Genomic DNA, 23,668 nt, shown 5'->3' on the forward strand with positions numbered 1-23,668 from the left:
GCCCACCACTATAGAAGCAACTATAGATGGGACCTATAGCGGACATGGCTGATTGCTCTTGGACTCTATAGGGCCAGGTCGTGCAGGGTGGATCTCGCCGGCCAGAACGGACGGGTCGGCACAGATCGAAGGGACCGCCCCATGCCTGACCTCGCCGAGCGCCTCACGCTTTTCCAGCGGGACGTCTACCCGGCCAAGGCAGACCTGTTCCGCCACCTGGCCACCCACCACCAACCCCACACCCTGTTCATCGGCTGCTCCGACGCCCGCGTCGTCCCGGAGCTGATCACGGCCTGCGAACCGGGCGAGCTGTTCGTCATCCGCACCGCGGGCAACCTCGTCCCGGCCTACCGCCGCCGCTCCGGCGACGGCGTGACGGCGAGCATCGAGTACGCCGTCACCGCGCTCGGCGTCAGCGACATCGTGGTCTGCGGACACTCGGCGTGCGGCGCGATGACCGCCCTGGCGGAGGGCCACGACCTCTCCGACGCGCCGGCACTCGCCCACTGGCTGCACCACGCGGACGCCTCACGGGCCCGCGCCGAGGCCGCCGGCGAAGCCGTGGATGTGGCCTCCTTGGTCCGGCAGAACGTACGGGCGCAACTCGCCAACCTCGCCACCCACCCCTCGGTCGCCCACGCGCTCACCGAGAACACGGTCCGCCTCCACGGCTGGGTCTACGACATCGCCGCGGGCACCGTGGACCCCGTCACCCCCACCCCCTGACCGGCCGGGCGGCGGCCCCACCCGCGCCGCCCGCCCGACCCCACCCCAACTCACCCACTCCGGAAGGAAACCCCTCCCATGACCAACCCCACCCCGCACGCCCAGTTCCACCCCGACGCGCGCCAGGCGCTCGCCCTCGCCGCGGTCGAGGCCAAGACCCGCAAGGATCTGACCTGGCAGCAGATCGCCGACGCCGCCGAACTGTCGGTCGCCTTCGTCACCGCCGCCGTGCTCGGCCAGCACGCCCTGCCGGAGCGGTCCGCCCGCGCTGTCGCCGACCTGCTGGGCCTCGACGAGGACGCGACGATGCTGCTCCAGACCATCCCCACCCGCGGCTCGATCCCCGGCGGCATCCCCACCGACCCGACCATCTACCGCTTCTACGAGATGCTCCAGGTCTACGGCACCACCCTCAAGGCCCTGGTCCACGAGCAGTTCGGCGACGGCATCATCTCCGCGATCAACTTCAAGCTGGACGTGAAGAAGGTCGCCGACCCCGAGGGCGGCGAGCGCGCGGTGATCACCCTGGACGGCAAGTACCTGCCGACCAAGCCCTTCTGACCCCGGACCCCGGGCGCCCGACCGCCCCCACCCCGAAGGGAACCCCTCCCATGGACTTCGTCCAACGCACCATCGACCTCGCCCGTCAGAACGTCACCGAGGGCGGCCGGCCCTTCGCCACCGTCATCGTCAAGGACGGCGAGATCCTGGCCGAGAGCCCCAACAAGGTCGCCCAGACCAACGACCCCACCGCGCACGCCGAGGTCCTCGCCATCCGCGAGGCGTGCACCAAGCTGGGCACCGAGCACCTGACCGGCACCACCATCTACGTCCTCGCCCACCCCTGCCCGATGTGCCTGGGCGCGCTCTACTACTGCTCGCCGGACGAGGTGGTTTTCCTCACCACCCGCGACGCCTACGAGCCGCACTATGTGGACGACCGCAAGTACTTCGAACTCGCCACCTTCTACGACGAGTTCGCCAAGGACTGGGCGCAGCGCCGCCTGCCGATGCGCTACGAACCGCGTGACGCGGCAGTGGACGTCTACCGCTTCTGGCAGCAGAACAACGGCGGCGACCGACACCAGCACCACTGATCTACCGCTCGACGGATCGACGTCGGAGCCCCGTGGATCGGCAGTCCGCTGCCGCCCCGCGGGGCCTCGCCGGGGCTCCGCCGGAGGTCGAATCGCCAGGCATCGAATCGCCAGGCATCGAGAGTCGCTACGCGTGAAATCCCTACGCGTCGAAATCGGTGGAGCGGGTGAGCTCCTCCCACGCCTCGAACTCCGCCCGGGAACCGTCCAGTTGCGCGGAGACCGCATCGGCGGCGTCACTGCCGAGCAGCAGTCGCAGCGGGGTGTTCTCGGCGTCCAGGGCGGTGCGGATGGCGGCGGCAGCCTTGGCCGGGTCGCCGGGCTGCTGTCCGTCGCTGTCCGCGAGCGACGCCCGGACCGGGCCGACCGTCTCTTCGTAGGCGGGGAGCGCCGCCGACTGGTTCAGCGCACCCGGGCCGGCGAACCCGGTGCGGAACGCGCCCGGTTCGACGATCAGCACCTTGATCCCCAGCGGCGCCACCTCGGCGGCGAGCCCCTCCGACAGCCCCTCCAGCGCGAACTTCGTCGCGCAGTAGGCCCCGACGCCGGCGAACGCGAACCGGCCGCCCATGCTGGACATCTGCACGATGGCCCCCGACTTGCGCGCACGCATGTGCGGGAGCACGGCCCGGGTCAGCGCGGCCGGCCCGAACACATGCAACTCCATCAAGTCCCGCAACTCCCGGTCGGTGGTCTCCTCGACCGCGCCGACATGCCCCCGACCGGCGTTGTTGACCAACACGTCGATCCGGCCGTGCCGTTCGACGACCTCCTGGACCGCGGCCTCGATGGCGTCGAGGTCCGTGACGTCCAGCGGCAGCGCCGTCACCCGGCCCGGGTGCGCCGCGACCAGATCGTCCAGCGGCGCGGTGCGGCGAGCCGCCGCCACGACGAGATCTCCGGCGGCGACCGCCGCCTCGACGATCGCCCGACCGAAGCCACTGCTCGCCCCCGTGACCAGCCACACCTTGCTCATCTCGCTGCACTCCCTTGATCGACCCGGTGGTTTCCGGCCATAGCTTGCCGGCAAGTCGCCGCCCCGGTCCAAGAGTTGTGGTGATAGCCGATGGTTATGGCGTGGTCAGGTACTGCGCCTCGCCGTTGCCCAGCGACCAGTCCGCCGACGCGTTCTCGGTCACGGTGACGAACACATTGCGCGGCTCGGTCCCCGCGTATGCCTGGGCCAGTTCCGCGATCCGGTGGTAGAGCGCCTGCTTCTGCTCGGGCGTGCGCCCCGCGCGCATCGTGATCGCGATGTACGCGATGCCGTCGTCGCGCTGCACGCCCAGGTAATTCCCGTGGCGCAGCGTGCTGTTGGTCCCGTCGTGGCTGACCAGGACCTGGAAGTGGTCGTCGGCCGGGATGCCGATCGTCTCGACCAGGGCCTCGTGCACGGCGCGACCGAGCGCGTCGAGCCGCTCGGGATCGGCCCGCAGTGCGTCAATGCGAACGAAGGGCATGGTGGTCTCCCGTTTCTGCTTGCGTTGTCCGCCTGGTGCGCGTCGCCGACGGCGTGCGCACCAGGACTGTACATACTAGTAGTTACAGTCGCGGTCGGCGGCAGACTCCAACCCCGGCCGGCGGCCCCGCTCACGGAATCAGGCGCTGCTCCTTGGCCGCCGCCACCGCGCCGGCGCGCGTCTCGACGCCCAACTTCGCGTAGATGCGGACCAGATGGGTCTTGACGGTCGCCTCGCTGATGAACAGCGCCTGGGCGATCTCCCGGTTGCCCAGGCCCCGGGCGAGCTGGCCGAGGATGTCCAACTGGCGCTCGGTGAGCGCGGCACGGGGCTTGCGGACGTGCTCCAGCACCCGGTCGGCCGCGGGCGCGGACAGCACCGCCCGGCCCTCCGCGGCGGCACTGATCGCGGCGAAGAGCTGCTCGGGGCGTTCGGCCTTGAGGAGATAGCCCGTGGCGCCGACCTGGATGGCCCGGGTGACGTCGGCGTCGGTGTCGTAGGTGGTGAGCACGAGGACGCGGGTGCCGGGCACCTCGGTGACCAGGCGACGGGTGGCCTCGATCCCGTCGATGCCGGTGCCCAGGCTGAGGTCCATCAACACCACGTCGGGCCGCTGCTTGGCGGCGACGGCCAACGCCTCCTCGCCGGTGGCCGCCTCGCCGACGACCTCGATGCCCGGCTCGGCGGAGAGCAGGGCGCGCAGGCCGGCGCGGACCACGGCGTGGTCGTCGCAGAGCAGCAGCCGAACGCGTCGTTCCGGCGCGCCGGCGCGGGAGTTGGGGGCGGTGGGGGACATGCGGGTCACTCCTCGTCGTCCGGGGCGGGTGCCGGGGCGCCGGCCCGGAGGGGGACGGCAGCGGAGACGACCGTGCCTTCCCCCGGGCGGGACTCGACGGTCAGCGTGCCGTCGAGCTGCCGCAACCGGGCCTGCATGGCGCGCAGTCCGTGGCCCCGGTGCGGCGCCGACGGCCGCGCGTCCTGGTCGGGCGGGAAGCCGCGGCCGTTGTCGGCGATGTCGAGGACCACGTCCTCGTCCAGGTAGCTGAGGGTCAACACGGCGTCGCTGGCGTGCGCGTGCTCCCGCACGTTGGCGACGGCACCCTGCGCCACCCGCAGCAGCCCCGCCTCGACGGCCGGCGGCAACGGGACGGGCTCGCCGTCGATCCGGAAGCGCACGACCGGCCCGCCGGCCGGCGATCCCGCCGCGGACCCGGCGGCGGACTCCCGCCGGGCCAGGGCGCGTAGCGCCTCCGGCAGCCCGCCACTTGCCAGGTCCGCGGGCGCCAGGTCGTGGACGAACCGCCGCGCCTCGACGAGATTGCGCTCGGCGATCTCCGCCGCGGTGGACATATGGCGGTGGGCCGCCTCCGCATCCGCGTCCCACAGCCGCTCGGCGGCCTGGAGCAGCATCAACTGGCTCGACAGCGACTGGGCGAGGGTGTCGTGGATCTCCCGCGACAGCCGCTCCCGCTCCGCCAGCATGCCGGCCTGCCGCTGACTGGACGCCAGCACCCGCCGGGTCTGGACCAGGTCCCCGATGAGCGAACGCTGCCGGGCCGACTGGCGCTGCATGTGCACAAACACCGTCGCGGCCAACCCGGCGACCACCGGCGGCACCACGATCAGCAGCGGATCGGGGCCGTTGATGCGTAGCTGCGCCACCACCACCAGCACGGTCAACACGGTGACCAGCGCGAACGCGGCCCGGGTCGGCAGCAGTTGCAGCGCCGTGTAGACGATCGCCACCGCGCTCCAGGCGAAGCTGGGTGCCTGGAGCACGAGGACCACCCACCCCAGCACGAACGCGCCGAGCCAGGCACGCCGCCACGGCACCGGGATCTCCCCGTCCACCGCCGGCCGGGCCACGTAGGCCACCGCGAGCAGCGAGGTCAGCCCGATCACCCACCAGGTGTTGGAGGCGCCGGGGTGGTGGGTCAGGAAGCGCGCCATGGCGGCGATCAGCAACAGGACGAACGAGGTCGAGATCACCGCTTCCATCCGGCGGCCGGTCGAGCCCGCGGTGGGCCCCGCCGGCGCTCCGTCGTCCGCGGCCCCGGTACGTTCCCGGCTCACGTGCTTCACGTTCATCCCTGATTCGTAGCCCGGATTCCGGGCCGCACCCGTCATCCGATCGGTTGACACCGACGTCATCCATCATGCTCCGCAACGCCATCCGCTCCGCCGACCGCTCCCGCGTCGGGGCCACCAAGGATGGAAACACCGCAACCACTGCGGGCCGCGGGGCCACCCGGCCCCGGGTCGACGAAGAGGAGCACTCCCATGCAGATGCCGTCCAAGCGCGTCCGGATCGTCACCGGTGCGGCCGCGCTGGCCGCCGTCGGGCTGACCGCCGTCGGCGCCGTCGCCGTCGCGGCCCCGGAGAAGAGCGGCAAGTCCACCGCGGCGACCGCGGGGGAGGCGCCGGCCCAGAGCGTCGTCGCCACCGACCACCTGACCGTCGCCGCGGCGACCAAGGCGGCGCAGGCCGCGCTCACCGCCGCCGAGAAGGCCGACCAGCACGTGTCGGTGTCGGTGGTCGACCGCAACGGCAACACCCTCGTCACGCTGCGCGGCGACGGCGCGGGCCCCCAGTCGTACCAGGCATCTCAGGCCAAGGCGTTCACCGCGGTGTCCTGGAACGCGCCCACCTCGGCGCTGGCCAAGCGCCTGGAGACGGCGCCCACCCTGAAGGACATTCCCGGCACCCTGTTCCTCGCCGGCGGTGCCCCCGTCCAGGCCAAGGGCGCCCCGATAGCGGGCGTCGGCGTCGCCGGCGCCCCCAGCGGCGACCAGGACGAGCAGTTCGCCCAGGCGGGCGTCGCCGCACTCAACGGCTGACCGGCCCGCTCGGACGTCGGGTGCCTGGCCCGCTGGGCCAGGCACCCGCCCTCAACTGGGCGGCGACGTCAGGCAGTTGCGGACCCGGACGACCCGTCAGGTGAACGGGTGGCGTAGTCGAGGGCGGTCTCGCTCAACGTCCCCTCCACGAGGTCGAGCAGCTCCAGGACCGCCTTGGCGATCGTGTCCGGGTCCTCGCCGGCCACGATGCGCCGGCCGATCTCCGCGTAGACCAGGGAGTGGAACCAGCCGATCTGACTGGCGACCACCCGCGGCGTCAGATCGTCCGCGGCCGCGCCGGTCTCCTCGGCCAAGACGACGTGCAGCGCGTCGGTCATCTGCCGGCCGAGGTCCTCCAGCCGGGCGGTGAGGGTGGGGGCGGCCCGCATCATCTCGAAGAACCGCCCGAAGCCCGCGGTCAGGCCCACCGCGCGGTCGTGGCGCCGCAGTTCGTCGCGGAGGTGGGCGAGGACCGCCCGAGCGGCGGACTCGCCGGCCGGGCGGGCGCGCACGATGTCGGCGAGCCGCTGCGGGGACGCCTGGTCCGGCGGCAGGACCAAGTCCTCCTTGGACTCGTAGTAGTTGTAGAGCGTGTTGACCGAGACCTCTGCGGCGGCGGCGACTTCCGCGATGGTCACGCGGTCGAAGCCCCGCTCCACGAAGAGGCCGACGGCCACCTCCGCGATGCGTTGCCGTGTCTGCCGCTTCTTGCGCTCCCGCAGCCCTTCACCCATGCCCCAACCCTAACCCCGGCACCGAACCGCACTGCATCTTTGCACCGCATTGCGCTTTCGTGCGCTCCGCTTTCGCGCGCCCGCCAACGGGAGCGGACAGTGGAGGTATGCGCCCCTCGGAAGCGTGATGATCATGGAACGGTACCCAGCCATCGCGGACCACGGCCTCGTCGGGGACCTGCAGACCGCCGCGTTGATCTCCTCCCGAGGAGTCGTCGACTGGTTCCCGGCACCCCGGTTCGACTCGCCCAGCATCTTCGCCGCACTGCTCGACCACGACCGCGGCGGCCACTTCCGCCTCGCCCCGGAAGACCGGGGCAGCACCTGCAGACAGCTCTACTACCCGGACACCGCGGTCCTCGTGACCCGCTTCATGTCCCCCGACGGCGTCGGCGAGGTCTTCGACTTCATGCCCCCCGACCACACGGGCACGCCGTCCGACCGCCATGTGCTGTTCCGCGGCGCCCGAGCGGTCCGCGGAACGGTCCGCTTCGACCTGGAATGCCGCCCACGCTTCGACTACGCACGGGCCGACCACACCTGCGACCTGCGCGACGACACCGTCACCTTCCGCGCACCGGGCCTCACCGCACACCTCCAAGCCACCTTCCCCCTGCGCCCCGACGGCACCGACGCACGCGGCACGGTCACCCTCCACGCCGGACAACTGGCCGCGGCCGTCCTCACCGTCGACGCCGCACCGACCCCGCCGACCCCGCCACCCCTGACCCCGGACGCCATGACCGAACGCTTCTGGCAGGCCGTGGAGTTCTGGCAGCGCTGGCTGAGCACCTCCCGCTATCGTGGCCGATGGCCGGGGGCCGTGCACCGCTCCGCGATCACCCTCAAACTGCTCACCTACGCCCCCACCGGGGCACCGGTCGCCGCCGCCACCATGGGCCTGCCCGAGCAGATCGGCGGCGAACGCAACTGGGACTACCGCTACACCTGGGTCCGTGACGGCTCACTCTCCGTGCGGGCCCTCCTCGACCTGGGATTCGCCGAGGAGGCGGCGCAGTTCACCCACTGGTTGGGAGACCGCCTCCAGGCCCCGGAGGGCGACCGGCGCGAACCGCTCCAGATCATGTACCGCGTCGACGGGAACCCCGACCTCCCCGAGGAACTCCTGCCGCAACTCGCCGGCTACCGCGACTCGTCCCCCGTGCGCGTCGGCAACGCCGCCACCGACCAACTGCAACTGGACATCTACGGCGAGGCGCTCTACGCCCTGTCGGAGGGCCGGGAGATCGCCCTGCGGGCCGGCTACCACGGCTGGAAGAACGTCGCCCGCACACTGGACTGGCTCGCCGACTCCTGGGACCGCCCCGACGAGGGCATCTGGGAAACCCGCGGCGGCCGCAAGGACTTCACCTTCAGCCGGATGATGTCCTGGGTCGCCTTCGACCGGGGTCTCCGCCTGGCCGCCGAGTACAGCCGGCCCGCAGACACGGCCCGATGGACCGCCGCCCGCGACACGATCCTGGAACAGGTGATGCAGTGCGGCTGGAACGCGGAGCAACGAGCCCTCGTCCAGCACTACGGCGGCACGGTGCTCGACGCCTCGCTCCTGCTCCTCCCGCGCGTGGGTTTCCTGTCACCCAAGACCGAGAGCTGGCTGTCGACGCTGGACGCCATGGAACGCACTCTGGTGTCGGACAGCCTCGTCTACCGCTACGACCCCCTCGCCTCGCCCGACGGCCTCCGCGGCTCCGAAGGCACCTTCAGCCTGTGCACCTTCCTCTACGTCGACGCCCTGGCCCGCGCCGGCCGCCTCCGCCAGGCACGCTACGCCTTCGAGAAGATGCAGACCTACGCCAACCACGTCGGCCTCTTCGCCGAGGAAATCGGCCCCAGCGGCGAGCAGTTGGGCAACTTCCCCCAGGCATTCACCCACCTGTCCCTCATCATGGCCGCCACCACGCTGGACGACGCCCTGGACCGGCAGCGGGACGGAGCGCCGAGGTGGGACGACCTACCGAGGCGACTCGGCACCTGGCTCCACTGACGGCGAGCACGCCGCGCCTCCCACCAGACCACCGGAGCACCCAGCCACCTGCGCCGTCAGGCTTCCCGCGCCGCGAACGCCGCCGGAAGCCAGCGCCCCGACTCCCGGGCGCGCGCCGCGAGATGACCGACATAGGCGTCGCGGACCTCCTCCGGCGCCGCGAACCCCGGCTCGCCGACGAGCCAGGCATCGGGCACCGCGGCCACGACCTCGCGCAGCAGTCCGACGGTCACCCGCGGCGCCAACTCCGCATCGGCGGCCGCCACATCGGGCCGATGGTGGCCGAGCGCATGGTGCCGGAAGTCGTACGCCCGCCCCGCCGCCTCGGCCGCGGTGTCCCAGCGGTGGTGGAAGACGAGCGCGGCGCCGTGGTCGATGAGCCACAGACGGGGCCGCTGATGCCCGGAGGTCGGCCAGGCCATGAGGTTGGGACTGTGCGTGGTGCGATCGACGTTGGCGGTGAACGCGTCCAACCACACGATCCGAGCCGCCTCCGCGGGCTCGACGTCCACCCCGGCCCCCGTGAAGTCGGCGGCCCCCGGCAGGAAGTCCATGCCGAGGTTGAGCCCCGCACTGGCCCACAGCAGGTCCTGCACCTCCTGATGCGGCTCCTGACTGGCAACCTCCGGATCGAAGTGGACCAGCACCAACTCCGGTACCCGCAGCCCCAGTCGCCGCGCCAACTCGCCCACGATGACCTCGGCGACGAGCGCCTTCCGCCCCTGCGCCGAGCCGGTGAACTTGACGACATAGGTCCCCAGGTCGTCCGCCTCGACGACACCGGGCACCGACCCACCACTGCGCAACGGCGTCACATACCGAACGGCCGTCACCGTCCGCAACACCCCTGATGCCGAGGTCATCGCCCCCGCCCTCCTCCCAAGATCCGCCGCAGGCGCTCGACGACCACGCACCGGGCCACGCACACCACATCACCTACATTGCACTCTACTGTAAAACTGCAATGCATTACTATTTCCCGGCGCGGGCGTGGCCGATGCCCGCCGTCCGGCCTGCCCGCGAGCAAGCGGGGGGTGACACGAGGGGAAGGGGCGGCATGACCGACAGGGAGCGACGCGATGCGGCGGTGCGGCGCGTCAATGAGGCATTGCAGACCTACACGTTGTCCGCCGAGGGCTGGCGCCGCAGCCCCGGCGAGACCTTGCGGTGCGTCCTCGCCGACCTGCTGCACTGGTGCGACGGCACCCAGCGCGACTTCGACGCCGCCCTCCGGCAGGCCCGCGCCCGGCACGCCGAGACGACCGGGCGGGCCGGTGGCGACGGTTGAAGCGAAGCGCAAGGTCGATTCCGGCAAAGACGCGCCTATGCCAGGGGAAACAGCGCGAAAGAGCGAATTGTTGGCCGCTGCCCTAATGATGACGTTCTGTCTGCCGAAGGGAAGAGCAGAGAGCGGCAGTGGGTCGCTTGGAATGATCGAAAGGTTCGGAATGTCACGGATCACTCGAATTACCGCCGTGGCTGCCCTCGCGGTCGGTACTGCTCTGGGCGGGAGTTCGGTTGCCTTCGCCGACAGTGGCGCGGGCGGCGGCGCCGTCGGTTCGCCCGGCGTGATCTCGGGCAACGTCATCCAGATCCCGTTGCACGTTCCCATCAACCTGTGCGGCAACACCATCGACATCATCGGTCTGCTGAACCCGGCCTTCGGCAACAACTGCCTCAACGGCCACTTCATGCACCACAAGGAGAAGCACCACAAGGAAGGGCACCGCGGCCACCACGGGCGCCACCACCACAACGGTGGCGGTCGCCGCTGAGCGGCTGAGCCTCGGCTTCGACACAACGGACCCGCCCCGTCCCTGTTCCGATCTCCTCGGTCAGGGACGGGGCGGGTCCGTTGTGTGCGTGGGGGAGCGGCTCTCGGCGTTCACGGTGCCGGTCGCCCCGGTGTGCGGGTGGTGGGGTTGCGCAGGTCCTCGGCCGCGTCGGAGACCCGCCGCAGCAACTCCAGGAAGGTGGAACGCTCCTGGGGGGCCAACGGGGCCAGGAAGACCTCGTTCATCCGGGCCGTTCGTGCGGAGAGTCTGTGGTGGAGGCGGGCGCCCTCCGCGGTGAGGCGGAGCGCGGAGCGTCGGGCGTCCCTGGTGTCCCGGACCTTGTCGACCAGGCCACGGGCGACCAGGCGGCGGACCACCTCGGCGATGGTGGAGCGGTCCAGGCCGACTCGTTCGCCGACGGTGCGCTGGTCCAGGCCGTCCGCGTCGACCAGGGTGTTGAGGACCGCGAACTGCGGGGACGTGACGTCCTCCGAAACCATGGTGGTCCACAGCAGTGTGTGTGCCTGCTGGAGTCGTCGGGCCAGGTGGCCGGGGTGGGTGCTGAGGTCGAGCGGGGGCACGGCGGTCCTGTCCTCCCGGGCGGTGTGCACTGCGCGACGCTCGCCACACAATGCTCATTGCACTGAGGGTCTTGCCCTTGCCTTCTCATCATGCCACGCTGCGGAACTGACGAGAGATAGTCAGTGTGCTGAGTATTTGACGTCGGGAGGAGGGGCGGATGGACAAGGTGGTGGCCTCGGCCACGGAGGCGGTGGCCGACGTGCGGGACGGGGCGACGCTGGCCGTCGGCGGCTTCGGGCTCAGCGGGGTGCCCGACGTGCTCGTCCAGGCCGTGTACGACAAGGGCGTCGGCGGGCTGGGCGTCGTGTCGAACAACTGCGGCGCGATGGACCGGGGGTTGGCCGTGCTGCTCGCCGCGGGCCGGATCGCCCGCGTCACCGGCTCGTACATCGGCGGCAACAAGGAGTTCGCGCGCCGGTACCTGGCCGGCGAGTTGGAGGTCGAGCTGATCCCGCAGGGGACGCTTGCCGAGCGGCTGCGCGCCGGGGGCGCCGGCATCCCCGCCTTCTACACCCCGGCCGGGGTCGGCACCCAGGTTGCCGACGGGGGACTGCCCTGGCGGTACGACGGCTCGGGCGGGATCGCGGTGGCCTCACCGCCCAAGGAGGTGCGGGAGTTCGACGGGCGTCGTTACGTGTTGGAGCGCGGAATCCGTACCGACTTCGGGCTCGTCCGGGCCGCCAAGGGCGACCGGCACGGCAATCTGGTCTTCGCCAAGTCCGCGCGGAACTTCAACCCCCTTGCGGCGATGGCCGGACGGGTCACCATCGCCGAGGTGGAGCAGCTGGTCGAGCCCGGTGCGATCGACCCGGACCACGTTCACCTGCCGGGCATCTTCGTCCAACGGGTCGTGGCGCTCACCGCGGAACAGGCCGCCGACAAGCAGATAGAGCGGCGCACCGTCGCCGTGCCAAAGACCCCGGGGAAGGGGGCGCGCTGATGCCGTGGAGCCGCGAGGAGATGGCCGCGCGGGCGGCCCGGGAACTGACGGATGGTCAGTATGTCAACCTCGGCATCGGACTGCCCACGCTGATCCCCAACCACCTGCCCGACGGCGTCGAGGTGATCCTGGAATCCGAGAACGGAATCCTGGGGACCGGACCGTACCCCACCGAGGACCAGCTCGACCCCGACCTCATCAACGCCGGCAAGGAGACCGTCACGGTCCTGCCCGGCGCCGCCTACTTCGACTCCGCCCTCTCCTTCGGCATGATCCGCGGCGGCCACATCGACGTCGCGGTGCTCGGCGCGATGCAGGTCTCGCACCACGGCGACCTCGCCAACTGGGCCGTCCCCGGCAAGCTGATCACCGGAATCGGCGGCGCCATGGACCTGGTGCACGGCGCCCGCACCGTCCTCGTCGTCATGACCCACACCGCCAAGGACGGCTCGGCCAAGCTCGTCGAGGACTGCACGCTCCCGCTGACCGGCCAAGCCTGCGTCGACCGGATCATCACCGACCTCGGCGTGTTCGACGTCACCGGAGACGGCTTCGCGCTCGTCGAACGGGCGCCGGGCGTCACGACCGAGGAGATCGTGGAGAAGACCGCGGCGCCCGTCCGGGCAGCCGAACGGACCGCGGTGGACGGCCGACTTCCGGAAGAGGGCCGGTGAGCGGCATCGAGGCGGGGCGCTGAGCGCGGGAGCCCACGCAGCCATCGAACCAAGGGAGTTCACCACCCATGACAGCGACGCAAGGCGACATCGACCGGGAGATCGCGCAGGAGCGGGCGGCGTATGAAGCGGCCCTCGCCAGAGGAGGCCCGCGCACCCACCACCCGGCCCGGAACTACCCGCCCTACCGCTCCAGCGCACTGCGCCACCCCAAGCAGCCGCCGATCCCCGTGGCGCTGGAGCGGGACCCGGAGGCCGTCGAACTGGCCTCACCCGTCTTCGGCGCGACCGACGTCACCGAACTGGACAACGACCTCACCCGCCAGCACCCGGGCGAGCCCCTGGGCGAACGGATCACCGTCAGCGGCCGGCTGTTGGACCGCGCCGGCCGCCCCGTACGAGGCCAACTGATCGAGATCTGGCAGGCCAATGCCGCCGGCCGCTACGCCCACCAACGCGATCAGCACCCCGCCCCGCTCGACCCCCACTTCACCGGCGTCGGCCGGACGTTGACCGACGACGACGGCCACTACACCTTCACCACCATCAAGCCCGGCGCCTACCCCTGGCGCAACCACACCGGTGCCTGGCGGCCCGCCCACATCCACTTCTCGCTCTTCGGGGCCGCCTTCACCCAAAGGCTGATCACCCAGATGTACTTCCCCGGCGACCCGCTCTTCCCGCGCGACCCGATCCTCCAGTCCGTCACCGACGAGGCCGCGCGGCAACGGCTGGTGGCCCGCTACGACCACGACCTGTCGCAGCCCGAGCGGTCCCTCGGCTACCACTGGGACATCGTGCTCGACGGGCCCACCGCCACCTGGATCGAGGAGGGCCGCTGACATGACGCCCCACCCCGCACCGCCGACACCCGCCCACACGATCGGCCCGTTCTACGGATACGCCCTGCCGTTCCCCGACGGCGGTGACGCGGCCCCGCCCGGACACCCCGACGCACTGACCCTGCACGGCCACGTCCTGGACGGCGCCGGCAACCCCGTCCCCGACGCGCTGCTGGAATTCTGGGGACCCGGACCGGACGGCGAACTGCCGCGCGCCGCCGGGTCGTCGCGCCGCGATCCGGCCACCGGCGGCTACCTCGGCCGGGACGGCGTCGGCTCCACCGGCTTCGCCCGCGTACCGACCGACGCGGACGGCCACTGGACGATCCGCACGCTGCGGCCCGCCGCCCGCGGCGAGCGCGCCCCCTACCTCGCGCTCTGCGTCTTCGCCCGCGGCCTCACCCGTCACCTGTTCACCCGCGTCTATCTGCCGGCGCCGGACGGGCGACCGATGCCCGCGGACCCCCTGCTGGACGCCCTGCCACCCGAACGGCGCGCGACACTGCTGGCCACCCCCGAGCCGCGGGGCACCCATCGCTTCGACATCCGCCTACAGGGCGGCGCGGAGACCGTGTTCTTGGAGTTCGGATGAGTGCTGGGCGTGACGAGCAGAGCAGCCAGGGCGAGTTCGGGTTGCTCGCGCCGGGGTGGGTCGGGACGCCGGCCGAGGCCGCCACCGGGGACATCGCCTACCTCCAGGCGATGTTGGATGCCCAGGCCGCCCTCACCAGGGCCCAGGTGACCGTCGGCCTCGCCCCCGCCGAGGCGGCCCGGGCCGTCGACGCGGCCGCCCGCGCGGACCGCTTCGACGCCCGTGAACTCGCGCTGCGCGGGCGCTCGGGCGGCAACCCGGTCATTCCGCTGGTCGCCGCAGTGACCGCCGCGGTGGACGAACGCCATGCCCCGTACGTCCACCGGGGTGCGACCAGCCAGGACATCCTCGACACCGCGTCGATGCTGGTCGCCCACCGGACGTTGGGGCCGGTACTGGACGACCTGGAGCGCACCGCCGGCGCCCTGGCCCGCCTCGCCGCCGAGCACCGCGCGACCCCCATGCCCGGCCGGACCCTCACCCAGCACGCCGTCCCGACGACCTTCGGCCTCAAGGCCGCGGGATGGCGGAGCCTGGTGCTCGACGCCCGCGATCGACTCACCGTTGTGCGGGGCTCGCTTCCGGCCCAACTGGGAGGAGCCGCAGGGACATTGGCGGCCAGTCAGGCGTATGCGGAGGGCGATGGGGTGGCTGACCCCACGGAGGCGGCGCTGGGGCTGCTCGGCGCGTACGCCCGTGAAGTGGGGCTGGCCGAACCCGAGTTGCCCTGGCACACCCTGCGCACTCCCCTCGCCGAACTCGCCGGCGGTCTCGCCTGCGCCGCGGGGGCGCTCGGCAAGATGGCCGCCGATGTGCTGGTCCTCTCCCGTACCGAGGTCGGTGAGGTGAGCGAGGGGGCGGGCGGCGGTTCTTCGGCCATGCCGCACAAGGCCAATCCGGTGCGGGCCACGCTCCTCGCCGCCGCGGCGCGCCGGGCGCCGGCGTTGGCCGCCGTGCTCTACGGGTGCCTGGCCGCGGAGGACGAGCGGCCCGCCGGTGCCTGGCACGCGGAGTGGGAGACGTTGCGGGATCTGCTCCGCCTGGTCGGGGGCGCGGCCCGGGACGCCGCGGAGCTCGTCACGGGCCTCCAGGTGCACCCGGCCCGGATGCGCGCCAACTTGGACGTGACCGGCGGCATGATCGTGTCGGAGCGGTTGTCCGCGGCCCTCGCCGGTCGACTGGGCCGGGCCGAGGCGCGCCGCCTGGTGACCGAGGCGGCGCGCACCGTCCGCACCCGTGGTGGCACCCTCGCCGAGGCGCTCGCCGCCGAACCGGCCCTGGACGGAGTCGACTTGGACGCGTTGACCGACCCCGCCCACTACACCGGAGCGGCGGCGGCCCTCACCGACCGGGCCCTCGGGAGGTCGTGACCGGCTGTCGGATGGCACCGCCGCGCGAACCCTGCGCACGTCCGAACTCCCGGGCGGCCAGGCCGAAGACGAGACCGCCGACCAGGAACCACGGGTTCCACAGCGTCAGGGACCACAGGCGTTGTGCCGGGCTGATGTCCAGCTCCGGGCCCGCGGTGCCGAGCAGCAGGAGCACCTCGATGGCGATGCCGCGCACCAGCAGCACGGCGCAGGCGCACCAACCCAACGCCTTGACTGCCGATCCTGTTGGGCCGCCGGGCCGTGGCCTGGCGAGAAGCCACCCCAGCCCACCGCCGACGAGGCAGAGCCCGCCCACGCCCCACAAGCCCACCGCCACGAACCACCCGGGACGCTCCTCGGCCAGCGGCCCCGCCGAGACGCTCAGGCCCCAACTGCCGCCCAGCGCCCAGGAGAAGTGAAGGGCGGCGAAGGCGACCGCCCAGGCACCCGCGCCGCGCCCCCACCACCCCGATCTTCCCGGCGTCGTCTTGTTCTGCGGATCTCTCTGCATGGAGAGGAGCATGCCACTGTCGTGGAGCCCAGTCGCCTGCACCGTGACCCGGGCGTCGGCGACGGGTGTTAGAGGAGGAAGCGGGACAGGCTCTGGAGGACGCAGGCCGGTTTCGTGCCGCCCTCGATCTCCACCGTGCCGTCGACGGTGATCTGCACGCCGCCGGGCACCTCGTCGACGGTGGCCAGGCGTGCGGCCAGCCGCAGTCGCGCGCCCACCGGCACCGGTGCCGGGAAACGCACCTTGTTCAGCCCGTAGTTGACCTTGGTGGTGACGCCGTGGACGTCCAGGAGCTGGGTGAAGAGCGGGATGAAGAGCGCGAGGGTGAGATGGCCGTGGGCGATCGGCGCGCCGAAGGGCCCGTCCTTGGCCCGCTCGGGGTCGACATGGATCCACTGGTGGTCGTCGGTGGCGTCGGCGAAGCCGTTGATCCGGTCCTGGGTGACGGTGATCCAGTCGCTGGTGCCCAGGTCGCTGCCGGCCAACTTCCGCAGTTCGTCCAGGCCGTTGACGGTGCGGCCGTTCTTGACGCGGTGGGGCATTTCTTCTCCTCGGTGGTGAGTGGGGTGGGTCAGGTGGTGCCGTGTGCGCGGCCGTGTTCCGCGCGGAGTTGGTCCTTGCGGAGCTTGCCGGAGCCGGTGCGGGGGAGCGCGTCGACCAGTACGAGGGACTTGGGGATCTTGTACGGGGCGAGGCGGCCGCGGAGGGAGGCCAGGAGGTCGTCGGCCCGGGGCGCGGTGCCGGGGTGGGGGACGACGACCGCCCGTGGGACCTCGCCCCAGTTGTCGTCGGGGACGCCGATGACGGCGCACTCGGCGATGTCGGGGTGGGTGAGCAGGGCGTTCTCCACCTCGGCGGGGTAGATGTTCTCGCCGCCGGAGATGATCACGTCCTTGATGCGGTCGACGATGGTGAGGTAGCCGTCGGCGTCGATCCGGGCGGCATCGCCGCTGCGGAACCAGCCGTCGGCGAAGGCGGCCGCGGTCTCCTCCGGCAGCCCCCAGTAGCCGGGCATGACGTGTGGGCCGCGGACGACCACCTCGCCGGTCTCCCCGATGCCGACGGGGCTTTGGCCGTCGCTCCGGACGACGCGCACATCGGTGAAGAAGTGCGGCACCCCGGCCGATCCGGCCTTGGACACGGCGTGTTCGGCGTCCAGGAAGAGCGTTCCGGGTGCCGCCTCCGTCATGCCGTAGCCCTGGAGGAAGGTCAGGCCGCGCTCCTGGTAGGCGTCGATGAGCGGGGTGGGTACGGGGGAGCCGCCGCAGTTGAGCAGCCGGAGGCTGGACAGGTCGGCGGCCGCCCAACGGGGGTGCCGGGCGATCCGGTCGAACATGGTCGGCACCCCGAACATGTAGGTGATCCGGTGGCGTTGGATCTGGTCGAGGGTGTCGCCGGGGTCGAAGGAGTCGACGAGCAGGCAGCGGCCGCCCTTGAGGAGGACGGGCAGGGTGAGCATGTTGAGGCCGGCGGTGTGGAAGAGCGGTGCGGAGACCAACGCGGTCTCGTCGGCGAGCAGATCGAGGTCCACCAGGACGTTGAGGGCGTTCCAGGTGAGGTTGCCGTGGGTGAGCATCGCGCCCTTGGGGCGGCCGGTGGTGCCGGAGGTGTACATGAGGAGTGCGAGGTCGTCGTGGGTGACCGGCTCGTCGACGGGCGTGGTGGGGGCGGCGGCGAGCAGCGCCTCGTAGGCGGGGCCGCCGGCCGCAAGGACGGTCCGTGGGCCGGCGTCGGCGCGCACCGCGTCGGCCAGGGGCGTGCAGGTGGGGGAGTGCAGCAGGGCGGCGGCGCCGGAGTCCCGTATCTGGTAGGCGAGTTCGGGCGCGGCCAGGCGGGTGTTGAGCGGGACGAAGACGGCGCCGAGGAGGCCGGCGGCGAACAGGGCCTCCAGGAAGGAGGGGTGGTTGGGGCCGAGGTAGGCGATGCGGTCGCCACGGCGGAGGCCGGCGGTCCGCAGGGCGTGGGCGAGCCGGGTGGTGCGCTCGTGGAGTTCGGCGTAGCTGATGGTGGTGGACCGGTGCATCAGGGCGGTGCGGTGCGGGGTCTTGCGGGCCCGGCGGGCGGGCCAGGACCCCAGTCCGTCGTTGCGCATCACGTTCCCCTTCAGGAGCCGGCGGCGGTGAGTCCCAGCAGCCGGGCGGCGTTGGCCTTGAGGATCTTGGGGCGGACCTCGTCCTTGATCGGGAGGTCGGCGAAGTCGGCGAGCCAGCGGTCGGGCGTCAGCACGGGGTAGTCGGAGCCGAAGAGGACCTTGTCCTGGAGCAGGGAGTTGGCGTAGCGCACGAGTTGGGGCGGGAAGTACTTCGGGGACCAGCCGGAGAGGTCGATGTGCACGCCCGGCTTGTGGGTGGCCACGGCCAGCGCCTCGTCCTGCCACGGGAACGACGGATGAGCCAGGATGATCTTCAGGTGCGGGAAGTCCGCGGCGACGTCGTCCACGTGCAGCGGGTTGGAGTACTTCAGCCGGATTCCGCCGCCGCCCGGCACGCCGGCGCCGATGCCGGTCTGGCCGGTGTGGAACAGGGCGATGCAGCCGGTCTCCTCGATCACCTCGTACAGCCCGTACGCCAGCCGGTCGTTGGGGTAGAAGCCCTGGATGCTGGGGTGGAACTTGAAGCCGCGGACGCCGTATTCCTCGACCAGGCGGCGGGCCTGCCGGATTCCGGCGCGGCCCCGGAACGGATCGACCGAGGCGAACGGGATCAGCACATCGGGGTTGGCGGCGGCGGCCTCGGCGACCTCCTCGTTGGGCACCGGTGCGGTCCCGGTGGCGTGTTCGGCGTCCACGGTGAAGATCACCGCGGCCATCCGCCGCTCCCGGTAGTAGGCGACGGTCTGCGCCAGCGTCGGCTTCCGGTCCCCGGTGACCTTGAAGTACGCGCCGGAGGCCGCGTGCAACTCCCCGGGCAGCGACTCCCGTCCGTCCGCCGAGACCTCGCAGTGGGTGTGGACGTCGATGGCCGTCAGGGCGGCCACGTCGATGTCGTTCATCGGGCCTGGGTGAGGTCGGGGGCGGGGATGCCGACGGTCTGCGCGGCGCGGCCGACCGAGGTGTGCCAGGCGGCGGCGAGCGCCTGCGGGGTCCAGCCGCCGTCGGCGTAGGCGGTGGCGACCTCCTGGGGGTGTGACCACAGGGCGAGCTTGTCCCCGCCGATGCCGATGCACTGGCCGGTGATCCCGCGGGCCGCGTCGGAGGCGAGGAAGGGCACCAGCGCGGCGCAGTCCTCGGGGGTGCCGAACCCCTCGCCCTTGCGCAGCGCGTCCGGCAGCGGAGCGCCGCCTTCCATCGCCTCGACGTACGGGGCGAAGGCGGGAATGGTCCGGGTCATGGCGGTCGCGGCGACCGGCACGATCGCATTGACCGTGATGCCGGCCCTGGCCAGTTCCATGGACCAGGTGCGGGCCATGGCCGCGATACCGGCCTTGGCCGCCGCGTAGTTGGTCTGGCCGAGGTTGCCGCGCTGGCCCGCGGGCGAGCCGACCAGCACCAGGCTGCCGCCCTGCCCCTGGGCGCGCAGCTGGACGGCGGCGGCCCGGGCGCAGGTGAAGGTGCCGCGCAGATGCGTGGTGATGACGGCGTCGAAGTCGTCGTCGGTCATCTTCCACAGCATCCGGTCGCGCAGGATGCCGGCGTTGGTGACCAGCACGTCCAGGCGGCCGAAGGTGTGCACGGCGCGGGCGATCAGCCGGTCGGCGGCCTCGGCGGTGCCGACCGGGACGGTCTCGGCGACCGCCGTTCCGCCGGCCGCGGTGACGGCGGCGACCGCCTGTTCGGCGGCCGCCTCGTCGACGTCGTTGACGACGACCGAGGCGCCCGCGGCGGCCAGGGCGCTGGCATAGGCGAGGCCGAGCCCGCGGCCGGAGCCGGTGACCACGGCGACCTTGCCGGTGAGGTCGACGGGGGAGGGGTGTGCCATGGGAAGTCCCTTCGTGAAGCGGGGAGTTGCGCAGGGCGATAGGGGCGTCGGAGAGCTGTGCTCGATCCGCGCCGGACGATCCATAGCGAAGCTAAGACCAATAATTGTTGACGTCAATGGTTGTCGGCGACACCAGTGCTGCGCCATGCTGGGCACAGCACACCCCGCGCACCGGCCCCACCCGGGCCCCAACCAGGGAGCACGCCATCGCCAGCAAGCAACCGCCCACCCGCGGAACGGAATCCGTCGCCCCCGACCAACCCTGGATGCGCGGCCTGCACTCCGACACCGGCTACCTCCTCTACCGACTCGGCCTGCGCTCCGGACAGATGTTCAACGCCGCCCTCCAGGAATCCGGGGTACGGCTGCGCCACTACGCACTGCTGCGCTACCTCGCCACCGCCGAGGGCGCCCTGCAACGGGAGTTGAGCACCCGCCTCGGCTACGACCCCAGCGCCATCGTCGGCCTCGTCGACGACCTCGAAGGACTCGGCTTCGTCGAGCGGCGCCCCGCCCCGACCGACCGGCGCAGCCGCCTCGTCGTCCTCACCGACGACGGCCGAGCCTTCCTGCGCGACACCGACCGGATGAGCCGCAACGTCACCGAGCAACTGCTCGCACCGCTCTCCGAGGACGAACGCACCGCGCTGCACGGGCTGTTGCTGCGCACCTCGGAGCCCGACGAGCCCTGACCGGGCAGCGAAAAGCGGTACCCGGCGTGCGGCCCGGCCCGGCCGCACGTCCCTCCCACCCACCGATCGAGGAGGAACCCGCCCGTGAAACCCCGCATCCCCGCCCCACGCGCCACCGGAGTCCTGGCCGCCGCCCTGCTCGCCGCCGGCACCCTCGGCGCCACCGCCCCCGCGCACGCCACCGGCCGGACCGTCCACCTGCACGGCCCGTTGGCCTCCGGCGCCACCTACGTGCTCGACGTACCGGCCCACTGGAACGGCACCCTCCTGCTCTTCAGCCACGGCTACCGCGCGGCCGGCACCTCGAACCCCGCCGAGGACGCCTCCGACGCCCGCACCGCACGCCTGCTGCTCGCCGAGGGGTACGCCCTCGCCGGCTCCTCGTACGCCACCACCGGATGGGCCGTGGCGCAGGCCGTCCCCGACCAACTCGCCACCCTCGACGCTTTCACCGCACGCGTCGGCCGGGCCCAACGCACCATCGCCTGGGGCCAGTCCTACGGCGGCCTGGTGACCACCGCCCTCGCCGAACGCCACCCCGACCGCCTGGACGGCTCGCTGTCGACCTGCGGCCTCGTCCAGGGCGGCGTCGCCAACTGGAACTCCACCCTCGACCCGGTCTTCGCCCTCAAGACCCTCCTCGCCCCCGGCAAGCACATCCCCCTGACCCGCCTGGGCAGTCAGACCAACGCCCGCGCCGCGGCCCACGCCCTCACCGGCGCCGTCACCCGGGCGCAGCGCAGCGCCGCCGGCCGGGCCCGCATCGCGCTCGCCGCCGCCCTGCACAACATCCCCGGCTGGAACGACCCCTCCCAAACCCGCCCCGCCCCCACCGACTACGCCGCCCAACAGGCCAACCAGTACGAGGCGATGACCGGCCTCTTGACGATGCCGGCCTTCTCCTGGCGGCAGGAGACCGAGCAGCGCGCCGGCGGCTCCCCGTCCTGGAACACCGGCGTGGACTACGCCGCCCTGCTCCGCCACTCCGCCGACTACCAAGAGGTCAAGGCCCTTTACAAGGCCGCCGGACGCTCCCTCGCTAACGATCTCGGCACGCTCAACAAGGCCCCCAGGCTCCACGCCGACCCCGCCGCCGTCGCCTACCTCACCCGGAACATCGCCTTCACCGGCCGCCTCCGCAAGCCCCAACTGGACATCCACACCACGGGCGACCCCCTCATCCCCGTACAGTCCGAAAGCGCCTACCGGCGCGCGGTGTTGGGCGCCGGCACCACGCGCCTGCTCCGCCAGGCATACGTGGACAACGCCGGCCACTGCACCTTCACCCCCGCCGAACGGGCCGCCGCCCTGCACGCCGTCGACCGCCGGATCACCACCGGCCACTGGGGAGACACCAGCCCCACCGCCCTCAACACCGAGGCCCATCGCCTCGACCCCACCACCGCGGCCCGCTACCTCACCTTCCGCCCGGGCCCCTACCCCCGCCCCTTCGACCTCGCGCACCACCACGTCAACGGGCGCCGCACCTCAGGCGGTTGACGCCCCTTCGCGATACGCCCCACTCGCTCCGGGTTTCCCTCTCACTCCACGTGTCCGCAGGCGGAGCACACGAACTGGCTCTCCTGTGTCGGATTCCCCCTCTCGTCCGTCTCGACCGTCCGGTACATCGTTCCGCCACACCTGCCGCAGCCTCTGGTCTCAATGAGCTGACCCATGTGCAGATCCTCCATCGGGCGGCGCGAGCGGCACCCGCCGCGCAGCGCCAGCGCGTAGTCGAGCAGGCCGAACGCCTCTTGCCGGCCCCGCTCGCGGATGGTGATGTCGTCCGCGGTCTCGCCGGTCGCCGCGACACGACCGCATCGATAGCACCAGTGCCGGTTACTCTGCGCGCCCGGCTCCAGCATCGACAAGCCGCAGTCAGGACACTCCACCGTCGGCCTCCTTGACGAATCCGCACCGCGCACAGACGGAGATCGGGTGCCCGTCCCGATCCCGCTGGCCCCACATGGTGTTTCGGCAGCGCGGGCAGCCGCTGGTGTGGATGCCGCGTGGCCCGAGCGGCGGCGGCTCGGGCGTGGACTCCACATACGCGATGATCAGCGCCCGGTCCCGCTCGCTGTTCCCGGCCATGCGCAACAGATTCGCCATCCGCGAGCGTGCTTCGTCGGCGAAGGTCCCCATGGCGCGGAGATTACTTGGCCCGCGCGCGAGAGACGACGACCTCCCCCGGAGTGCACTCGATCAGTTGAGATGACCAGGACCGCATCGGGAGCCCGAGCGCGTCGCGAGCCCCGATCCCGTCAATGTTAAGTCAGTTGCTTGACTTACGTTTTCGGCCGGCGTTGACTGACCGCCGACTTCGAGCGACATCCAGTGGCTTCGAGCGATATCGCGCGACATCGAGTGGCTCCGAGTGGCTTCGGGACGAAGGGAGACGGCGGTGAGCCACGGCAACAGCGGCCCCGCACTGGACTGTCCGCTCACGGCACCGGGCGCGTAGGCGGCGCCCGAGGCCATGACCGAGCGGCTCGTCGACGAGATGACCGCGCACGGCCACCCGGCGGGCCTCCAGGCCGCCGTCGGCTACGACCAGCGCGAAATAGCCACCGCCCAAAGGGAGTTGCGGCACATCGAAGGACTGGTCGTCGGTGGCCTGTGCGAAGTCCCGGTCCGGTGGTGACGATGCCCCGCAGAGCCACCCGCTCCGCGCAGACCCGCGAGGTCATCCTCGCCGCGGCGGAGCGCCTGTTCGCCGAGCACGGCCTGTCCACCGTCTCCAACCGCCAGGTCAGCGAGGCCGCCGGCCAGGGCAACAACGCCGCCGTCGGCTACCACTGGCTGGCGCCGGTGACCGCCATCGCCTGACGATCTCCGCCTGAGGGCCGTCGAGCCGCCGACCCGGACCGGCGGTCGTCAAGGCGGGCGTTCCGCTGCTCGCCAGTCACCGGCCAC

Annotated in this window: 29 protein-coding genes and 1 pseudogene; 16 read left to right on the forward strand and 14 right to left on the reverse strand. The window is 72.0% G+C overall.

The genetic code is table 11. The features are described from left to right. Positions 1 to 141 precede the first annotated feature (141 nt). The 3 genes from ACFVFQ_RS28930 to ACFVFQ_RS28940 all read left to right on the forward strand — a co-directional run bounded on the left by ACFVFQ_RS28930 (position 142) and on the right by ACFVFQ_RS28940 (position 1,823). Positions 142 to 726, forward strand: coding sequence for a carbonic anhydrase (locus ACFVFQ_RS28930; protein WP_383421460.1), 585 nt, complete (start codon positions 142 to 144; stop codon positions 724 to 726). Between the two features lie 78 nt (positions 727 to 804). Then, entirely contained in the window at positions 805 to 1,287 is a 483-nt protein-coding gene (gene cynS / locus ACFVFQ_RS28935; RefSeq protein ID WP_383421463.1) for a cyanase, read from the forward strand. 50 nt (positions 1,288 to 1,337) lie between these two features. Continuing rightward, positions 1,338 to 1,823, forward strand: a complete 486-nt coding sequence (locus tag ACFVFQ_RS28940; protein ID WP_383421466.1) for a nucleoside deaminase — start codon at positions 1,338 to 1,340, stop codon at positions 1,821 to 1,823. Between the two features lie 142 nt (positions 1,824 to 1,965). Here the strand turns inward: ACFVFQ_RS28940 and ACFVFQ_RS28945 are convergent, their stop codons facing one another. From ACFVFQ_RS28945 to ACFVFQ_RS28960, 4 genes are all read right to left on the reverse strand, one after another. Then, a complete protein-coding gene (locus ACFVFQ_RS28945; RefSeq protein WP_383421469.1) occupies positions 1,966 to 2,799 on the reverse strand; it encodes an oxidoreductase in 834 nt (277 codons plus the stop codon). 94 nt (positions 2,800 to 2,893) lie between these two features. Continuing rightward, the gene (locus ACFVFQ_RS28950; protein ID WP_383421472.1) at positions 2,894 to 3,283 is read right to left on the reverse strand and encodes a tautomerase family protein; all 390 of its coding nucleotides are present in this window, start codon (positions 3,281 to 3,283) and stop codon (positions 2,894 to 2,896) included. Between the two features lie 130 nt (positions 3,284 to 3,413). Further along, complete coding sequence (locus ACFVFQ_RS28955; protein ID WP_383421475.1) at positions 3,414 to 4,079, reverse strand: response regulator; 666 nt, start codon at positions 4,077 to 4,079, stop codon at positions 3,414 to 3,416. Positions 4,080 to 4,084: 5 nt separating this feature from the next. Continuing rightward, on the reverse strand, positions 4,085 to 5,371 hold the full coding sequence (locus ACFVFQ_RS28960) for a sensor histidine kinase (RefSeq protein WP_383421478.1): 1,287 nt from the start codon (positions 5,369 to 5,371) through the stop codon (positions 4,085 to 4,087). Between the two features lie 192 nt (positions 5,372 to 5,563). Here ACFVFQ_RS28960 and ACFVFQ_RS28965 point away from each other — a divergent pair, with 192 nt between their 5' ends. Continuing rightward, positions 5,564 to 6,121 carry a heme-binding protein gene (locus tag ACFVFQ_RS28965; RefSeq protein WP_383421481.1) on the forward strand — a complete coding sequence of 186 codons (558 nt, stop codon included), beginning with the start codon at positions 5,564 to 5,566 and terminating at the stop codon, positions 6,119 to 6,121. A gap of 68 nt (positions 6,122 to 6,189) precedes the next feature. On the opposite strand, the gene ACFVFQ_RS28970 is transcribed toward ACFVFQ_RS28965, so the two are convergent. Next, positions 6,190 to 6,855, reverse strand: coding sequence for a TetR/AcrR family transcriptional regulator (locus tag ACFVFQ_RS28970; protein WP_383421484.1), 666 nt, complete (start codon positions 6,853 to 6,855; stop codon positions 6,190 to 6,192). A 133-nt stretch (positions 6,856 to 6,988) separates the two neighbouring features. On the opposite strand from ACFVFQ_RS28970, the gene ACFVFQ_RS28975 reads away from it, so the two are divergent. Further along, complete coding sequence (locus ACFVFQ_RS28975) at positions 6,989 to 8,860, forward strand: glycoside hydrolase family 15 protein (protein WP_383421487.1); 1,872 nt, start codon at positions 6,989 to 6,991, stop codon at positions 8,858 to 8,860. A gap of 56 nt (positions 8,861 to 8,916) precedes the next feature. Here ACFVFQ_RS28975 and ACFVFQ_RS28980 read toward each other — a convergent pair whose 3' ends face one another. Next, entirely contained in the window at positions 8,917 to 9,723 is an 807-nt protein-coding gene (locus tag ACFVFQ_RS28980; protein ID WP_383421490.1) for a HipA family kinase, read from the reverse strand. Between the two features lie 194 nt (positions 9,724 to 9,917). Here ACFVFQ_RS28980 and ACFVFQ_RS28985 point away from each other — a divergent pair, with 194 nt between their 5' ends. Then, on the forward strand, positions 9,918 to 10,148 hold the full coding sequence (locus ACFVFQ_RS28985; protein WP_383421492.1) for a hypothetical protein: 231 nt from the start codon (positions 9,918 to 9,920) through the stop codon (positions 10,146 to 10,148). Between the two features lie 187 nt (positions 10,149 to 10,335). Beyond that, entirely contained in the window at positions 10,336 to 10,635 is a 300-nt protein-coding gene (locus ACFVFQ_RS28990; RefSeq protein ID WP_383421495.1) for a chaplin, read from the forward strand. Between the two features lie 110 nt (positions 10,636 to 10,745). Here ACFVFQ_RS28990 and ACFVFQ_RS28995 read toward each other — a convergent pair whose 3' ends face one another. Then, the gene (locus ACFVFQ_RS28995; RefSeq protein ID WP_383421614.1) at positions 10,746 to 11,216 is read right to left on the reverse strand and encodes a MarR family winged helix-turn-helix transcriptional regulator; all 471 of its coding nucleotides are present in this window, start codon (positions 11,214 to 11,216) and stop codon (positions 10,746 to 10,748) included. Between the two features lie 158 nt (positions 11,217 to 11,374). Between ACFVFQ_RS28995 and ACFVFQ_RS29000 the strand changes: the two genes are divergently transcribed. From ACFVFQ_RS29000 to pcaB, 5 genes are all read left to right on the forward strand, one after another. Then, positions 11,375 to 12,157, forward strand: coding sequence for a CoA transferase subunit A (locus ACFVFQ_RS29000; RefSeq protein WP_383421498.1), 783 nt, complete (start codon positions 11,375 to 11,377; stop codon positions 12,155 to 12,157). Continuing rightward, on the forward strand, positions 12,157 to 12,831 hold the full coding sequence (locus ACFVFQ_RS29005; protein WP_383421503.1) for a CoA transferase subunit B: 675 nt from the start codon (positions 12,157 to 12,159) through the stop codon (positions 12,829 to 12,831). The genes ACFVFQ_RS29000 and ACFVFQ_RS29005 overlap by 1 nt, the downstream gene beginning before the upstream one ends. Positions 12,832 to 12,899: 68 nt before the next feature. Then, positions 12,900 to 13,673, forward strand: a complete 774-nt coding sequence (gene pcaH / locus ACFVFQ_RS29010; protein ID WP_383421506.1) for a protocatechuate 3,4-dioxygenase subunit beta — start codon at positions 12,900 to 12,902, stop codon at positions 13,671 to 13,673. 1 nt (position 13,674) lies between these two features. Continuing rightward, positions 13,675 to 14,265, forward strand: a complete 591-nt coding sequence (gene pcaG, locus ACFVFQ_RS29015; protein ID WP_383421509.1) for a protocatechuate 3,4-dioxygenase subunit alpha — start codon at positions 13,675 to 13,677, stop codon at positions 14,263 to 14,265. Next, on the forward strand, positions 14,262 to 15,635 hold the full coding sequence (gene pcaB, locus ACFVFQ_RS29020) for a 3-carboxy-cis,cis-muconate cycloisomerase (RefSeq protein ID WP_383421512.1): 1,374 nt from the start codon (positions 14,262 to 14,264) through the stop codon (positions 15,633 to 15,635). The genes pcaG and pcaB overlap by 4 nt, the downstream gene beginning before the upstream one ends. On the opposite strand, the gene ACFVFQ_RS29025 is transcribed toward pcaB, so the two are convergent. The 5 genes from ACFVFQ_RS29025 to ACFVFQ_RS29045 form a co-directional block, all read right to left on the reverse strand. After that, the gene (locus ACFVFQ_RS29025) at positions 15,607 to 16,146 is read right to left on the reverse strand and encodes a DUF3995 domain-containing protein (RefSeq protein WP_383421515.1); all 540 of its coding nucleotides are present in this window, start codon (positions 16,144 to 16,146) and stop codon (positions 15,607 to 15,609) included. The two genes, pcaB and ACFVFQ_RS29025, sit on opposite strands and share 29 nt — an antisense overlap. A gap of 68 nt (positions 16,147 to 16,214) precedes the next feature. Beyond that, a complete protein-coding gene (locus ACFVFQ_RS29030) occupies positions 16,215 to 16,688 on the reverse strand; it encodes a MaoC family dehydratase (protein ID WP_383421518.1) in 474 nt (157 codons plus the stop codon). A 29-nt stretch (positions 16,689 to 16,717) separates the two neighbouring features. Beyond that, on the reverse strand, positions 16,718 to 18,238 hold the full coding sequence (gene menE, locus ACFVFQ_RS29035) for an o-succinylbenzoate--CoA ligase (protein ID WP_383421520.1): 1,521 nt from the start codon (positions 18,236 to 18,238) through the stop codon (positions 16,718 to 16,720). 11 nt (positions 18,239 to 18,249) lie between these two features. Then, positions 18,250 to 19,137, reverse strand: a complete 888-nt coding sequence (locus tag ACFVFQ_RS29040; protein WP_383421523.1) for an amidohydrolase family protein — start codon at positions 19,135 to 19,137, stop codon at positions 18,250 to 18,252. Then, positions 19,134 to 20,063 carry an SDR family oxidoreductase gene (locus ACFVFQ_RS29045; protein ID WP_383421526.1) on the reverse strand — a complete coding sequence of 310 codons (930 nt, stop codon included), beginning with the start codon at positions 20,061 to 20,063 and terminating at the stop codon, positions 19,134 to 19,136. The genes ACFVFQ_RS29040 and ACFVFQ_RS29045 overlap by 4 nt, the downstream gene beginning before the upstream one ends. Positions 20,064 to 20,329: 266 nt before the next feature. On the opposite strand from ACFVFQ_RS29045, the gene ACFVFQ_RS29050 reads away from it, so the two are divergent. After that, positions 20,330 to 20,755, forward strand: a complete 426-nt coding sequence (locus ACFVFQ_RS29050; protein WP_383421617.1) for a MarR family winged helix-turn-helix transcriptional regulator — start codon at positions 20,330 to 20,332, stop codon at positions 20,753 to 20,755. 84 nt (positions 20,756 to 20,839) lie between these two features. Then, complete coding sequence (locus ACFVFQ_RS29055) at positions 20,840 to 22,255, forward strand: alpha/beta hydrolase family protein (RefSeq protein WP_383421529.1); 1,416 nt, start codon at positions 20,840 to 20,842, stop codon at positions 22,253 to 22,255. Between the two features lie 41 nt (positions 22,256 to 22,296). On the opposite strand, the gene ACFVFQ_RS29060 is transcribed toward ACFVFQ_RS29055, so the two are convergent. After that, positions 22,297 to 22,647, reverse strand: a complete 351-nt coding sequence (locus ACFVFQ_RS29060) for a hypothetical protein (RefSeq protein WP_383421532.1) — start codon at positions 22,645 to 22,647, stop codon at positions 22,297 to 22,299. Next, a complete protein-coding gene (locus ACFVFQ_RS29065; RefSeq protein WP_383421535.1) occupies positions 22,634 to 22,897 on the reverse strand; it encodes a hypothetical protein in 264 nt (87 codons plus the stop codon). The genes ACFVFQ_RS29060 and ACFVFQ_RS29065 overlap by 14 nt, the downstream gene beginning before the upstream one ends. A gap of 334 nt (positions 22,898 to 23,231) precedes the next feature. Here ACFVFQ_RS29065 and ACFVFQ_RS29070 point away from each other — a divergent pair, with 334 nt between their 5' ends. Beyond that, positions 23,232 to 23,396 (forward strand): hypothetical protein, encoded by a 165-nt coding sequence (locus tag ACFVFQ_RS29070; protein WP_383421540.1) that lies wholly within the window; start codon positions 23,232 to 23,234, stop codon positions 23,394 to 23,396. 2 nt (positions 23,397 to 23,398) lie between these two features. After that, positions 23,399 to 23,554: pseudogene (locus ACFVFQ_RS29075) on the forward strand (TetR family transcriptional regulator); the annotation flags it as partial. Positions 23,555 to 23,668: the final 114 nt, after the last annotated feature.

It is taken from the genome of Streptomyces sp. NPDC057743, assembly GCF_042798755.1.
Lineage (GTDB): Bacteria > Actinomycetota > Actinomycetes > Streptomycetales > Streptomycetaceae > Streptomyces.

Excerpts from the sequence above, each read along its gene's own strand:
- ACFVFQ_RS29040 (WP_383421523.1), bottom strand. The coding sequence starts at position 19,137 with ATGAACGACATCGACGTGGCCGCCCTGACGGCCATCGACGTCCACACC.
- ACFVFQ_RS28940 (WP_383421466.1), top strand. The coding sequence starts at position 1,338 with ATGGACTTCGTCCAACGCACCATCGACCTCGCCCGTCAGAACGTCACC.
- ACFVFQ_RS29065 (WP_383421535.1), bottom strand. The coding sequence starts at position 22,897 with ATGGGGACCTTCGCCGACGAAGCACGCTCGCGGATGGCGAATCTGTTG.
- menE (WP_383421520.1), bottom strand. The coding sequence starts at position 18,238 with ATGCGCAACGACGGACTGGGGTCCTGGCCCGCCCGCCGGGCCCGCAAG.
- ACFVFQ_RS28930 (WP_383421460.1), top strand. The coding sequence starts at position 142 with ATGCCTGACCTCGCCGAGCGCCTCACGCTTTTCCAGCGGGACGTCTAC.
- ACFVFQ_RS28965 (WP_383421481.1), top strand. The coding sequence starts at position 5,564 with ATGCAGATGCCGTCCAAGCGCGTCCGGATCGTCACCGGTGCGGCCGCG.
- ACFVFQ_RS29000 (WP_383421498.1), top strand. The coding sequence starts at position 11,375 with ATGGACAAGGTGGTGGCCTCGGCCACGGAGGCGGTGGCCGACGTGCGG.
- pcaB (WP_383421512.1), top strand. The coding sequence starts at position 14,262 with ATGAGTGCTGGGCGTGACGAGCAGAGCAGCCAGGGCGAGTTCGGGTTG.
- pcaG (WP_383421509.1), top strand. The coding sequence starts at position 13,675 with ATGACGCCCCACCCCGCACCGCCGACACCCGCCCACACGATCGGCCCG.
- ACFVFQ_RS29050 (WP_383421617.1), top strand. The coding sequence starts at position 20,330 with ATGCGCGGCCTGCACTCCGACACCGGCTACCTCCTCTACCGACTCGGC.
- ACFVFQ_RS29025 (WP_383421515.1), bottom strand. The coding sequence starts at position 16,146 with ATGCAGAGAGATCCGCAGAACAAGACGACGCCGGGAAGATCGGGGTGG.
- ACFVFQ_RS28955 (WP_383421475.1), bottom strand. The coding sequence starts at position 4,079 with ATGTCCCCCACCGCCCCCAACTCCCGCGCCGGCGCGCCGGAACGACGC.
- cynS (WP_383421463.1), top strand. The coding sequence starts at position 805 with ATGACCAACCCCACCCCGCACGCCCAGTTCCACCCCGACGCGCGCCAG.
- ACFVFQ_RS28975 (WP_383421487.1), top strand. The coding sequence starts at position 6,989 with ATGGAACGGTACCCAGCCATCGCGGACCACGGCCTCGTCGGGGACCTG.
- pcaH (WP_383421506.1), top strand. The coding sequence starts at position 12,900 with ATGACAGCGACGCAAGGCGACATCGACCGGGAGATCGCGCAGGAGCGG.
- ACFVFQ_RS28980 (WP_383421490.1), bottom strand. The coding sequence starts at position 9,723 with ATGACCTCGGCATCAGGGGTGTTGCGGACGGTGACGGCCGTTCGGTAT.
- ACFVFQ_RS28970 (WP_383421484.1), bottom strand. The coding sequence starts at position 6,855 with ATGGGTGAAGGGCTGCGGGAGCGCAAGAAGCGGCAGACACGGCAACGC.
- ACFVFQ_RS28960 (WP_383421478.1), bottom strand. The coding sequence starts at position 5,371 with ATGAACGTGAAGCACGTGAGCCGGGAACGTACCGGGGCCGCGGACGAC.
- ACFVFQ_RS28945 (WP_383421469.1), bottom strand. The coding sequence starts at position 2,799 with ATGAGCAAGGTGTGGCTGGTCACGGGGGCGAGCAGTGGCTTCGGTCGG.
- ACFVFQ_RS29045 (WP_383421526.1), bottom strand. The coding sequence starts at position 20,063 with ATGGCACACCCCTCCCCCGTCGACCTCACCGGCAAGGTCGCCGTGGTC.
- ACFVFQ_RS28950 (WP_383421472.1), bottom strand. The coding sequence starts at position 3,283 with ATGCCCTTCGTTCGCATTGACGCACTGCGGGCCGATCCCGAGCGGCTC.
- ACFVFQ_RS29005 (WP_383421503.1), top strand. The coding sequence starts at position 12,157 with ATGCCGTGGAGCCGCGAGGAGATGGCCGCGCGGGCGGCCCGGGAACTG.
- ACFVFQ_RS29070 (WP_383421540.1), top strand. The coding sequence starts at position 23,232 with ATGACCGAGCGGCTCGTCGACGAGATGACCGCGCACGGCCACCCGGCG.
- ACFVFQ_RS29030 (WP_383421518.1), bottom strand. The coding sequence starts at position 16,688 with ATGCCCCACCGCGTCAAGAACGGCCGCACCGTCAACGGCCTGGACGAA.
- ACFVFQ_RS28985 (WP_383421492.1), top strand. The coding sequence starts at position 9,918 with ATGACCGACAGGGAGCGACGCGATGCGGCGGTGCGGCGCGTCAATGAG.